This is a genomic window from Streptomyces sp. NPDC055632 (assembly GCF_053618675.1).
Map to the genome: position 1 here is coordinate 234,059 of NZ_JBSHHY010000001.1, position 13,049 is coordinate 247,107.

Below are 13,049 nucleotides of genomic sequence, written 5' to 3' on the forward strand. Positions count from 1 at the left end.
CCCACGGCGGTGGGGGGTGGGGTGGCGCGCCGCACGGAGTCGGCTCCGTACGGCACGGGTCCGGCCACGCCGGACGACCGCGTGGGGTGCGGCCGTCCCCGTACCTCCGCCGGCTGGGGACCGCGGTGCACGGAACGGCGTCGCCGGACCGCCCAGAGCTTCGGTCAGGCGGGAGGAACGCAGCAATCCGTAGCGCTACCCAAAGAGTGGGGGCGGGCGGTCGGTACGGGCGCCCGCATTCCGTAGGTGGTGGACCCCTATTGCGACATCGGCCGTCCGGAGGGTAGACCACCTGCCCAAGTACGACGGGCCCTCCGGGCCGGTGGTCGGCGAGAGGCGGAGCCGTGGAGAGACGTTCCTCCGGTACGGGGTCCTGCGGTACGGGGCCTCGCGACACGGAAACCTCCGGTACGGATCCCCTCCGTGCGGGGCCCTTGCGCACGGACCCCCTCCATGGGGATCCCCGCCCCCCGGGGCCCGGCGGAGGGACGGCCGGCGGAGGCGGGCTCGTCGGGCGGGCCGGGGAGCAGCGGCGCCTGCGGGAAGCGCTGCGGGCGGGGCCGGGCCTCACCGTCGTACGGGGGGCGGCGGGGGCGGGGACGTCCCGGCTGGTGGACGAGGTGCTCGGCCGGGCGGAGTTCGCGCGGTGGACGCAGCTCCGCGGGACGTGCCCCGACACGGCGGACGCGGTGCCGCTCGGGCCCGTCGCCGACGCGCTGGCCGGGCTGCCGTACCGGACCCGCCTCCCCGACCGGCCGCTGCCCGCGGTGACCGGGGCCGTCGGCCTCCTCGTACCGGAACTGGCCGACCGGCTGCCGGACCCGCCCGCCGCGACGGCCGGTCCGGAGGTGCTGCGCGGGCTGCTGCCGCGTGCGATCGGGGCGCTCCTCGCGTCGGTCGGGGACGTCGTCCTGGTCGTGGAGGACGTCCACCGGGCGGACCCCGCGACCCTCGCCCTGCTCCACCGCCTGACGGACGCGATGCCGGCCGGACTGCGCCTCGTCGTCACCGAGGACACCGCGGCCGGGCTGCCGGTCCTCGGCGTCCGCGCCCCGGAGGGCGTGCGGGTCGAGGAGATCGACGTGCGGCCCTGGACCGCCGGGGAGACGGGCGAGTTCGTCCACCGCTGGCTCGACGCGCACCGGCCGGGGCGGACGGACGAACGGGAGGAGCTGGCCGCGCTCGTGCACGAACTGACCGGCGGATTCCCCGGCGCCGCCGGGGAGTTGCTGCGGAGCGCCGGGGAACTGCTGCGGGAGGACGGGGAGGACGGCCCCTGCCGGAGGGACGGGACCGACGGGCCGACGGGGGCGTGGACGACAGGGGCGTGTACGACGGGGGCGTGGACGACGGGCCGGGCCGAGCGGGGGGCGGGGTCCGGAGCGGGCGGGACCGACGGGGCGGGAGATCCATGGGTGGGCCGGGCGGGCCGGACGCCGGGGCCCCGGGCGGGAGAGGCCGATCGGGCGGGAGGGACCGGCCGGGCGGGAGAGGCCGGCCGAACGGCGGGTTCCTGGGCGGGCGGAGTCAACCGGGCGGATGAGGCCGACCGGACGGCGGAGGCGTGGACGGGCGGGACCGGCCGGGTGGCGAACTCCCGGGCGGGCAGGCCTCCTCGGATGGCGAACTCCCGGGCGGGCGGGCCTCCTCGGGTGGCGAACTCCCGGGCAGACGGGCCCCCTTGGATGACCAGCTCCCGGGCAGGCGCGTCTCTCCGGGTGGCGGGCCACCCGGACGGCGAGGACGAGTGGGTGACGGGGCGTCGGGTGGTGGGGCCGGTGTGCGCCGCCGTGTGGGAGGTCGGGGTGCCCGTCCGGGTGCGGCGGGAGCTGGCCCGGCGGTGCGCCCCGCTCGCCGGGGACGCCCGGCGGATCGTCGAGGCGGCGGCCGTCCTTGGGCTCGCGGTGCCCGTCGGCGTGCTCGCCGAGGTCGCGGACCTCGCGCCCGAACGGGCCGAGGAGGCCGTGGACGCGTGCGTACGCCGGTCCGTGCTGCGGGCCGACGGCCCGTGCCCCGTCTTCCGGCACCCGCTGGACCGCCGGGCCGCGCTGGCGCTCCTCTCCGGGCCGCGGCTCGCCCGGCTGAGCCTGCGCGCCGCCCGGGCCCTGCGCCGGGAGGGCGGAGGGCCGCCGCCGCTGGCCGACCTCGCCCGGCTCTACGCGGCGGCCGGACGGGTGCGCGAGGCCCTGCGCTGTCTCGTCGCGGCCGCCGACCGGGCCGCCGCCGGCGGCGACTACGCCACCGCCACCAGCCTCTACACCCGGGCCGTCGCCGAGGACCCCCGCGCGGAGGGCCGGATCCGCACCGCCGCGAAACTGGCCCGCACCGCGCAACTGGCCCGCGCGGGCGAGCCGGTGGTGGCCGCGGTGCGGCGGGTCCTCGACGAGGACGACCCGCCGCCCCGGCTGCGCGGCGAGATCCGGCTGCACCTGAGCGTCGTCCTGCGCAACCAGAGCGGAGGGGCGCTCGACAGCCTCAACGAGGTCGCCCGCGCCATTCCCGACCTGGAGGCGTCCGACCCGCAGACCGCCGCCCGCGCCATGGCGGTCGCCGCCATCCCCTCCATCAAGGGCTGGCCCGTCGACCGCCACCGGGAGTGGCTGGAGCGCGGCGAGGCGCTCGCCGACCGGGTCACCGACCCGGTCGCCCGCGCCGCGATCGCCGCCAACCGCGCCACCGCCCTGATGCTGCTCGGCGACCCGCGGGCCTGGACCGCCGCCGAGGCCCTGCGCGGCCCGGCCGGGTCCGCGATGGAGACCGCGCACCACGCCCGGGGCTGGACCAACCTGGCGCACGCGTCCAGCGCCCTCGGATACGGCGCGCGGGGCCGGGAGTTCCTCGACCGGGCCGCCGACGGCCTCGCCGACACCAGCAGCCCCTACCTGGAGGGGCTCGTCCAGACCGCCCGTCTGGTGCTCGCCTGGCACGAGGGCCGCTGGCAGGGGCTGCACGCGGCCGCCGACCGCACCGCCCGGCTCTACCGGGAGATACCCGACCTGACCCCCGAGGCCATGCTGGTCCGGGGGCTGACCGCGCTGCACGTGCTCGGCGACGTCCCCCGGGCCCGCCACGACCTGGCGGAGGCCGCCCGTACCACCCGTTACGACACCGGGCTCATCCTCACCGCCTCCGCCGCCGCCACGGCCCGCGTCCATCTGGAGGCCGGGCGGCCGGGGCAGGCGTGCGAGGCCGTGGAGGAGGTGCTGCACCGCCTCGAACGGACCGGCGGCTGGGTGTGGGCCGGGGAGGTGCTGCCCGTCGCCGTGGAGGCCCTGCACGGCAGCGGGCAGACCGCGCGGGCCCGCCGGCTCGTCGCCGACTTCGCGGCCGGGACCGCCGGCAGCGACGCGCCCGCCGCGCGGGCCGCCCTGACCGTGTGCCGGGCACTGCTCGCCGAGGCCGGGGACCGGCCGGACGAGGCCGTCGGGCTGCTGGCCGACGCGGAGGCGCGGTGGCGGCTGCTCGGCCGCCCCTTCGACGCGGCCCGGGCGGCGGAGGCCCGGGGCCGCTGCCTGCTCGGCCTGCGCGGAGAGGCGGCGGCCGACGAGGTCCGGGACGTGGTCGAGGTCTACCGGCGGCTCGACGCCCGCTGGGACGTGGCCCGCTGCCGGCGGCTGCTGCGCCGTCACGACATCGTCACCACCCACCGCCGCGGCCGGCTCGGCTACGGCGACCAGCTGTCCCCGCGCGAGCAGGAGGTGGCCCGGCTGGTCGTCCAGGGGCGCGCCAACAAGGACATCGCCGAGAGCCTGGTCCTCTCCACCCGGACCGTGGAGCACCACGTGGCCCGCATCATGCGGAAGCTGAACGCCTCGTCCAGGACCGGCATCGCCCTGGCGGCGTGGGGGGACGGCGGGGCGGAGCCGCGTCGGCGGTAGCCGCCCCGCCGGGGCCTCCCGGAGATCCGCCCGGAAGGAGTGTCGGACCCCTGTGGCAGGGTGGATCGCGGGCGGAAGGACCGTCCTCGACGGACCCGGAAGCGCAGGGAGCGGCACGTGGACGACCCCGGCAGCGGCACGGACGGCCGCCGCGCGGCGCGGAGGCGCTCGGACCTCGCCGCGCTCACGACCTGGTGGCGCGGGCTCGGCGGCGACGGGTTCCTCGTGCTCCCGCCGCCGACCCGGAGCCGCTTCACCCAGTCCGACGGCCACGAGGACGCCGCCGAACTCGCCGCGGTGCGGGGCCTGTCGACCCCGGTCTCCTTCGCGTACTGGCACTGGCAGTCCCACCGGCGGGCCTTCGACCGCTCCGGCGCCCTGACGGGCGAACTGCTGCTGCACTGGGGCGGCGACCACGGCACCGTCGCCGCCGGGCTCGGCGAGGGGCCGGCCGGCTTCCGGATCGTCGACAACGGGCCGGGGGGCGCCTTCGGCCTGGACCGGATCACCCGCCGGGACGACACGGGCCTGCCCGACCCGGCGGATACCGACGGCGTGCGCCAGTTCCTCGCCGCGCTCGACGAGCCGGTGGACCGCTCCGCCCTCTCCTTCGCGTACCGGCCGCTGTCCCCCGCCGAGGCCGGGTGGCTCCACGAGCGGTTGCGCGGCCCCCTGGTCCTCTCCGCCGCCACCCGGTTCGCGGTCGCGCTGGAGCGCCGGGACGGGCTCACGCCCGACGAGACGGCGCGGCTGCTGCGCGCCTGGCGGGAGGAGTACGAAGGACGGCCGGCGGGGTGGAGCGCGTGGAAGGAGCTGCTCCACGCCCTGCTGCGCCACGGCTTCGAGGAGGCGTGGGAGGTCGTCGCCGGGCTCGGGGCCCAGACCGCCCCCGTCCTGCGCCGGGTGCCGTCCGAACGGGGCCTGGCCGTCGTACGGGAGAGCGCGCTCACCGGTGACCGGGGGGCGGTCCACGCCTGGCTGGCGCTGCACCGCGCGCTCCACGAGCCGGACGCGGTGCGGGCCGCGGCAGCCCTCGCGGCCGAACTGGAGGCGCGCGGCGCGCCGGAGGCCTCGCTGCGCGGCCTGTACGAGGCGCTGGCCGGGGCCGTCACGGCCGACCGGCGCCGGGAGACGGGAGCGGACCACCGGGCCGGTCTGTCCTGGTCGGCCCTGACGGCGGTCCGCCTCAGCACCGACGAACGGCTGCCGCGTGCCCTGCGCGTCCTCGCCGCGGACGCGGCCCGCGACCGGGTGGGCCAGGTGCGGGAGGAGGCGCTCCGGCCCGGTCACGGCGTGTTCTCCGGCGCCGACGGCCTCCTGGCCGCCGTGGACCGCTACGAGGCCGCCCGGGACGGGCTCCTGTCCGGCACCGGGCCCGACCTCACCGCCTCCGAGGGCGCGCTGGGCGACGTGTGGCACCGGTACCGGACGCTCACCGACGCCGACGTGGACTGGCTGCGGGAGCGGGTGGCCGATCCCCGGACCGGGCTGCAGGGGCTCGGGTTCTGCCTCGAACTCCTCCTCGCCCACGGCCTGGCCGGGGAGTCCGAGGCCGGAGCGCTGCTGCCGCGCCGGCTGAAGGACCTCACCAGGAAGTACCGGACCACGTACGCCGAATGGCGCCATCCGCTCGTCACCCTGACGTGCCTCGCCCTGGACCTGGACCATCCGGCGGCGGGGAGGCTGGTCTCCTGGTGGAACGGGTCCCGGCCGGTCTGGAAGGACGAGCTGCGGCTCCTCACCCACCTCGGCGCCCCCGACGAGGCCAAGGCCGCCGAGCTGTGGGACTTCGTCACCTCGTCCGCCCACGACGTGGGCCAGCTCATGACCTGGGTGCTGGTACGGGCCCGCCTCGACGGGGAGCACCCACTGTTCGTGGCCGACCGGCTGCTCGGCACTCCCGAGATCCACCCGCACGCGCTGCGGCGGGTGCTGATCGGCGTGGCCGACCCCGGACAGCCCCTGTGGCACTACGCCGTCGACGACCGCAGCCGGAGCTGGTGGCAGCGCGCCCTGGAGGTCGCCGAGCACCCCGGCCTCTCCCCCGAGGCCCGCGCGATCGGCCTGCGGGCCGCCCGCGCGCACGCCCTGGTCCGCCACCCCGACCAGGTGAGGCCCGCGCCGACCGGGGCCGAGCGGACGGCGGCCCTGACCTGGATCGACCGGCACGCCGACGGCTGAGGCACGCCCGGGAGGGTCCCGGGTCCTCCGGCCGTCCGGTCACCACGCCTCGGTGTCCGACGAGGTGCGCTCCGCCGGTCTCGCGCCGCCGGGCTTCCTCACCCGGGCCGCCACGAGGGGCAGGACGAGTACGGAGAGCATCGCCGCGCCGACCAGCGCGGCCGCCTCCTCCCCGTCGAGGAGTTCCTGGTCCACCCCGATGGTGGTGATCGCGACGACGAGCGGCAGGCACGTGGCGGCGTAGAGGGCCAGCGCCGAGCGGTCGGACCGGCCGAGGTCGCGGGGCGCGAGGACGTACACGGGCAGGCCCCGTACGACGAGGAACAGCAGCAGGAAGACCGGGACGAGCGCGAGCGTCCCGGGGTTCCCCAGGAGTTCGTCGAGCCGGAACTCGATGCCGGTGACCACGAAGAACAGGGGCACGAGAAAACCGAAGCCGATGGCCTCCACCTTGCCGAGGATCTCGGCGCTGCTCTCCGGTGCCGCGGCGTCGAGCACGAGCCGGGTGAGCAGGCCCGCCGCGAAGGCGCCGAGCAGCACGTCGAGGCCGAACGCCTCCGACAGCCCCAGCATCGCCGCGAGCAGCAGCATGACGAAGCGGACGGCGAACTGGCCGCTGCTGTGGAGCGTCTTGACCATCAGGCGCGACAGCCACGGGGCGGGGGGCCGCATCGCCAGGACCACCGCCCCGGCGGTGATCAGCCCGAACGCGACGAGGACGGCCGCGGACTCCGCCGGTCTGCGGCCGCTCAGGAGCAGCGCCATGGCGATCACGGGCCCGAACTCGCCCACCGCGCCGAACGCCATCGTCACGTCCCCGAAGCGGCCCTTCAGCTCCCCGGCGTCCTTGAGGACGGGGAGCACGGTGCCCAGCGCGGTGCTGGTCAGCGCCGTGCCGACGACGAGAGCGGCGGAGACGTCCCCGCCGCTCAGCAGCAGCGCGAGGCACAGCCCGGCGGCCAGGGAGACCAGCCACGCCCCCAGCGAGCGGCGCAGGAGTCCGCCCCGTACGTTCGCGAACTCGATCTCGTACCCGGCGAGGAAGATGAGCATCGACAGGCCGAGCTCGGACAGGACGTCGATCACCTCGTCCGAGCGCGCCCACCCGAGGACGTCCGGGCCGATGACGATGCCCAGGACGATCTCGAAGACGACCAGGGGGACGCGGACCCGGCGGGAGACGCCGTCCGCGAGCAGGGGCGCGAGGACCGCGACGGACATGATCAGGAGGAGGGTGGCGGCGGAGGGCACATCCGGTGTCTAGCACGCGGTGCGCGGATCGCCGGTGAGGCCGTTCCGGACGGGCCCGCGGGCTCACGCCGAAGGCGGCGGGGGCCCGGCGGGCCGGTCGGCGGCCAGGAACTCCACCACCGCGAGGGCGAGCAGCAGCGCGAGCGCGAGGCCGACCACCACCCAGCCGGTGGGGTACGACCAGAGGACGTAGGCGGCGAGCGCCGCGACCACCAGTATCCAGACGATCCAGGTGCGGTGCCGGCGGACGAAGGGCCCGACCGGGCCCGTGCGCAGGCCGGAGCGGTCGGCCGTGGCGCGGGCCGCGCCGATGCCCGAGGTCCACAGGCCCCTGACGAGACGGGCGCGCCGGCCCCGCCCGGTGAGCCAGGCGGCCAGGGCCACGACGACGCCCAGGGCGACGGCCGTCCTGACCATGGTGTGGAGCAGCCGGGTCAGGGCGTCGTAGACCGCCCCGGCGGCCTCCGGGGAGACGCCGGCGGGCAGGGCGTCGAGGTAGAACGCCCGGAAGACGCGCAGCCCGATGCCGAGCAGCCCCGTCGTGACGGCCACCGCCAGGGCCCCCGCGACCAGGGCCCTGCGCCGTCGCCGGGCGAGGAGGACGCCGCCGGCCACCAGGAGGACCGCGAGGACGGGCAGCCGGTCGCCGGCGATCTGGAGGAGCCGTACGCCGTTCTTGACCTTGCCGACGTCGTCGGACCGGACGAGCGTGAAGTCGGTGTGGATCTCCGGGATCCGCGCGGCGAACCCCATGCCCTCGTCCACGAGCCGCTGTTTCACCTGCTCGACGACGGGGGCGAGGTCGAGGGTGACCGTGTCGTCCTCCAGCCGGACCGCACCGCCGCCGCTCCCCGTGAGGGCCTTGTCCACGGAGGCGTGGACCTTGCGGTTGGCCTCCGTCCAGACGGTCGCGAAGGCGTCCGAGCCGGTGACCTCCCGCGCCTTCTCGTGCACGAAGCCGCGGACCGCTCCTTCCAGGGAGTCGCCCAGGCCGCCCAGCGCCTTCTCCAGGCGCGGCCGTTCCTCGGGGGCGGCGTCGGACAGCAGGGTCGACAGGTCGATGCGCGTCATGAGCGCGTCGGTGGCCCGGTCGGCGACGGCGTCCTGGACGGCCGGGTCCGAGGCGAGCGGGGCGACGGTCTCCACGTAGCGGTCGGTGTCGCCCACCACGTCCGCCGCCCAGGCGGCGACGATCCCGAGGGGGGCGAGCACACAGCCGAGGACGATCAGGACGACGGCGAGGAAGGACTTCGCGCGGTGCTTCGGCGGGCGGCGCGTCCGGTCGGCCTCGAGCGTCGCCACCCGGGCGCGGAGCTCCTGGAGCTCCGCCCGCCCGTCGGCCCGCGCGGCCGATCCGTCGTCCGGCACCGGCACCTCCTCGTTCACGGCGATCGCCCCCGGTCCCAGCCGACCTCCGTTCCTCCGCGCGCGCGAGCGGGAGTGCTCCTTCCGAGGGGCGTGGCCGCGCCCGGTCCGCGCTCCCGTGACGCTTCCGGCGGGGCGGTCACGGCACCGTGGTCTCCGGTCCTTCGGCGCCCGGGCAGGTCCGCACGCTGCGTGTGCACGTCGTCGACCCGCCTCCCGAGGACGTCCGGAGCGGCGGGGCCCAGGTGTCGTCACGCGGCGGAGTCCGCGCACCCCTCGCCGGGGCCGGGCGCACCCGGTGCCGCGCGGTGACCGTCGGCGGGGACGTCGCCGAAGGCTGCCAGCGCCGCGCGTGCGGCGAGGTAGACGTCCGCCGGGAAGCGCCGGTCGGAGGACAGCGCCGCTTCGAGGAGGGGTGCCGCTCCGGCGGCCGGGGCGCCGAGGCGGGCGGTGTAACGGACCGCCGCGCGGCAGGGCCCGTCGGCGTCGCCCGCCCTCAGGGGTTCCAGCGCGGCCAGCAGTACCGGCACGGCGGCGTCCGTGTCGCCGGTGATCCGCCACCAGGCGTGGGCGGCCCGGACGCGGGTCCACGGGCCGGGGGATTCGAGGAACGGCCGGAGGGCGGTCGCGCAGCGCGTCGCCCTCGGCCCCAACTCCGCCAGGCGGCCGAGGTCGGCACCCCTCAGGCCCCGGGATGCCGCGTCCTCCGCGAAGGCGAGGAAGACCTGCGGGTCACCGGTGATCCGCCAGTGCGCCCACGCCGCGTTCTGCGCGCCGTGCCATCTCCGTACGCCGTTCGGCAACGGGGTGCCGCCGTCGTGGCGCGGTGGTTGCGCGACGCCGCGGGCGAAGCGGTCGAGGACGTCCGCCGCGGGCGCCGAGGCCGGGCCGATGCCGCCGAGCGCGTCGCAGGCCCACCGGACGTTGCGGGTGGCGAGCGTCGACACGAGCTCCGGGACCGCCCCGCTCGCGGCGGGGCCCCAGGACGCCAGGGTCGCGAGGACCGGGCGCAGTCCCTCTTTGCCGGCCGAGTCGACGAGCAGGCGGCGGATTCCGGGGAGCAACGCGTCGGCGTGGCCCACCAGTGGCCGCAGGATCCGCCCGAGCGACGTCACCTGGAAGAAGGGGAGCCGGTCGCTCGACGCGAGCCACCGGTGGACCGGGGCGAGGGCTTCCGGGCGGCCGAGACGGGCGAGGGCCAGTGCCGCCGGTCCGGCGACCCGGTCGTAGGAGTGGCCGGCGGCCGCGATCAGCGCGGGCACGGCCGCTGTGACGTCCGGCGGGGAGTCCGCCGACACGAGCCGCGCCAGCGCCAGCGCCGCGTCGCCCCGGGCATGGAAGTGGCGGGACTCCAGGCACCGCACCAGGCCGGCCGTCAACTCCGGCCGGGGCGTGCGCCATCGCAGCAGGATGTCCGAGGCGAGGGCCACCGCGCCCTCGGCCCGCCAGGGCTCCTCGGAGTCGAACCCCTTCACGGCCAGCGCGGTCCCCCGGTCCGCGTACTCGCGCGCGTCCAGCCGCGGATCGTCCGGATCCACGCCCGCGTCCACGAGCAGTCTGCGTCCCCAGAAGTCGTGCACCGTCCCCGTTCCAGCCGCCATGGCTCGCAGACTACAGACGCGGTGTTCCCCCGGGTCACCGCAGGTGCCGCGGAGGACGGCGGTCGGCGCGGAGCGACGGTCCGGGCCCCTGCCGCGCGGGCGTCGGGGGCCCGGACCGTACGGGGTTCGGTCGTCTCAGCCGTCGTGGAGCGCGGTGGCGAGGAAGTCGACGGCGAGTTTGCGGGCGACGTTGGCGGCGCGGGTGTCGCGCAGGCTGTCGAGGAGGAGGAAGTCGTGGACCATGCCGGCGACGCGGACGGAGGTGACGTCGACGCCCGCTTCGCGGAGTTTGTTGGCGTACTGTTCGCCCTCGTCGCGCAGGACGTCGGCCTCGTCGGTGATGACCAGGGTGGTGGGCAGGCCCTTGAGCTGGTCCAGGGTCGACCGGAGCGGGGAGGCGTGGTGTTCGGCGCGCTGGGCGGGGTCGGTGGTGTAGGCGTCCCAGAACCACTTCATGCCGTCGCGGGTGAGGTAGTAGCCCTCGGCGAACTGGAGGTAGGAGGGGGTGTCGAAGTCGGCGTTCGCGACCGGGTAGAGCAGGCACTGGGCCTTGAGGTCGATGCCGCCGCGTTCCTTGTTCATCAGCGCGAAGACCGCCGACATGCAGCCGCCGACCGACTCGCCGGTGACCGCGACGCGCGAGGTGTCCAGGCCGTGCTCGGCGCCGTGTTCGAGGACCCACTGGCCCACGGCGTAGTTCTGCTCGACCTGGGTGGGGTACTTCGCCTCCGGCGCCCGGTCGTAGACCGGGAAGACACCCGCCGCGCCCGCGCCGACGGCGAGTTCGCGGAAGAGCCGGTCGTGGGTCTTGTCGTCGCCGAAGACCCAGCCCGCGCCGTGGATGTAGAAGACCACCGGCAGCGGCCCGGAGACGCCCTTGGGCCGGATGATGCGGGTGCGGACCGTGCCCCACTCCCCGGCGTCGACGTCGACCCACTCCTCGTCGACCTCCGGACGGGGCACGCTCGCGTCGCTCTGCAGACCGAGCAGGATGTCCCGGCCCTTCTCCGGCGGAACCTCGTAGATCCGCGGATGCGGATCCGTCGCCTCGCACAACTCCTTCGCCGCCGGCTCCAGATACGGGGTGATCGGAGGAGGAAGATCGCTCATGTCCACTCCTGGAACGAGAAAGGGCACACCAGTGCCCTGCTGCGCGCGGCCTCGCCGGCCGCGACCCGGTGGGAACGACTGCCCGGACACGGCAACGCCCGGTCCCATCGTTCGCGCCCCTCCCACCCCCCGCAACCCGGCCACCGGGCCCGACGGGCGGTCACTCCGCGGGCAGGACGATCTCCCTCTTGAGGATCTTGCCGCTCGGTCCCAGCGGCAGCGCGTCCACGAGCCACACCCTGCGCGGGTACTTGTAGGCCGCCATCCGCTCCTTGACGTACTCCCGCAGCTCCTCGGGGGTGGCCCGCGCGGCGGGACGGAGCACGACCGCGGCCGCGACCTCCTCGCCCAGTTCGGCGTGCGGGACGCCCAGCACGGCGGCCAGGGCGACGGCGGGGTGCTCGTGCAGTACCTCCTCGATCTCGCGCGGGTAGACGTTGTAGCCGCCGCGGATGATCATGTCCTTCTTGCGGTCGACGATGTACAGGTAGCCGTCCTCGTCCGCCCGGGCCAGGTCGCCGCTGCGCAGCCAGCCGTCGGGAACGGCGGCGGCCGTCTCCTCGGGGCGGTTCCAGTAGCCCTTCATCACGTTGGGTCCCCGGACGGCCAGCTCGCCGATCTCGCCGGGGGTCACGTCCTGTCCCTCGTCGTCGAGCAGCCGCACCTCCACGTCCCGGATGGGGGTGCCGATGGAGCCGGCCTTGCGCGGGCGGTCGGGGTGGTTGAAGGTGACGACCGGGCTGGTCTCGGACATGCCGAAGCCCTCCAGGACCGGACAGCCGAACCGGCGCTCGAAGCCGTGGAGGATCTCCACGGGCAGCGAGGCGCCGCCGGAGATGCACATCCGCAGCGTCGACACGTCCGCGTCGGACGGGTGCTGGAGCAGCGCCGCGTACATGGTCGGGACGCCCTCGAAGACGGTGGCCCGCTCGCGGGCGACGGCGTCCAGGACGGCCCCCGGCTCGAAGCGGGGGATCAGGACGAGCGAGGCGCCGCTGCGGACGGCCGCGCTCATGGTGCAGATCTGTCCGAAGATGTGGAACAGCGGCAGGCAGCCCACCACCACGTCCTCGGGCGTCATCCGCTGGATCTGGACGCCGTTGACCTCGGTGTTGTGCCGCAGTCCGGCGTGGGTGAGGACGGCGCCCTTGGGCCGTCCGGTGGTGCCGGAGGTGTACAGGAGTACGGCCATGTCCTCGCCGTCCGCGGCGGCGACCTCGGACAGCGGCTCGTGCCCGGCCAGGGCCGCGGCGAACGCGGCGGGTTCGACGGCGGTGTGCGGCACGCCCGCGGCGGCGGCTCCCGCGGCCCCCTCGCCCGGCGCCTGGTGCCATTCGAAGAGCCGCACCGCGCCGGAGTCGGCGAGGTGGAACTCGGTCTCCCTGGTCTTCAGGAGCGGGTTCATGGGAACGACGACCGCTCCGGCGCGCAGGACGCCGTAGTACAGGACGACGAACTCGGGAACGTTGGGCAGCATCAGAGCGACCCGGTCGCCCGGCCGTACGCCCTCGGCCCTGAGCAGGGCGGCGGCGCGGGCACTGTGCTCGTCCAGCTCCGCGTAGGTGAGGACGCGCTCCCCCAGGCGCAGTGCGGGGCGCTCGGGCTGTCGCCCGGCCGTCTCCACGAGGAACCCTGCCAGATTGGCCATGACCCGCCTCCGTAA

The 13,049-nt window shown here is 76.3% G+C and carries 7 protein-coding genes; 2 read left to right on the forward strand and 5 right to left on the reverse strand.

The window, feature by feature from the left end; all coding sequences use genetic code 11:
• Positions 1-344: 344 nt before the first annotated feature.
• A complete protein-coding gene (locus ACWGSR_RS01055; protein WP_453562806.1) occupies positions 345-3,878 on the forward strand; it encodes a LuxR C-terminal-related transcriptional regulator in 3,534 nt (1,177 codons plus the stop codon).
• A 117-nt stretch (positions 3,879-3,995) separates the two neighbouring features.
• On the forward strand, positions 3,996-6,059 hold the full coding sequence (locus ACWGSR_RS01060) for a hypothetical protein (protein WP_453562808.1): 2,064 nt from the start codon (positions 3,996-3,998) through the stop codon (positions 6,057-6,059).
• A 39-nt stretch (positions 6,060-6,098) separates the two neighbouring features.
• Here the strand turns inward: ACWGSR_RS01060 and ACWGSR_RS01065 are convergent, their stop codons facing one another.
• The 5 genes from ACWGSR_RS01065 to ACWGSR_RS01085 all read right to left on the reverse strand — a co-directional run bounded on the left by ACWGSR_RS01065 (position 6,099) and on the right by ACWGSR_RS01085 (position 13,034).
• Positions 6,099-7,310, reverse strand: coding sequence for a cation:proton antiporter (locus ACWGSR_RS01065; protein WP_376245895.1), 1,212 nt, complete (start codon positions 7,308-7,310; stop codon positions 6,099-6,101).
• Positions 7,311-7,373: 63 nt separating this feature from the next.
• Entirely contained in the window at positions 7,374-8,678 is a 1,305-nt protein-coding gene (locus ACWGSR_RS01070; protein ID WP_453562809.1) for a hypothetical protein, read from the reverse strand.
• Between the two features lie 248 nt (positions 8,679-8,926).
• The gene (locus ACWGSR_RS01075; protein WP_453562810.1) at positions 8,927-10,276 is read right to left on the reverse strand and encodes a hypothetical protein; all 1,350 of its coding nucleotides are present in this window, start codon (positions 10,274-10,276) and stop codon (positions 8,927-8,929) included.
• Between the two features lie 135 nt (positions 10,277-10,411).
• Entirely contained in the window at positions 10,412-11,386 is a 975-nt protein-coding gene (locus ACWGSR_RS01080) for an alpha/beta hydrolase (RefSeq protein WP_453562811.1), read from the reverse strand.
• Positions 11,387-11,546: 160 nt separating this feature from the next.
• A complete protein-coding gene (locus ACWGSR_RS01085) occupies positions 11,547-13,034 on the reverse strand; it encodes a long-chain-fatty-acid--CoA ligase (RefSeq protein ID WP_376245884.1) in 1,488 nt (495 codons plus the stop codon).
• Positions 13,035-13,049 lie beyond the last annotated feature (15 nt).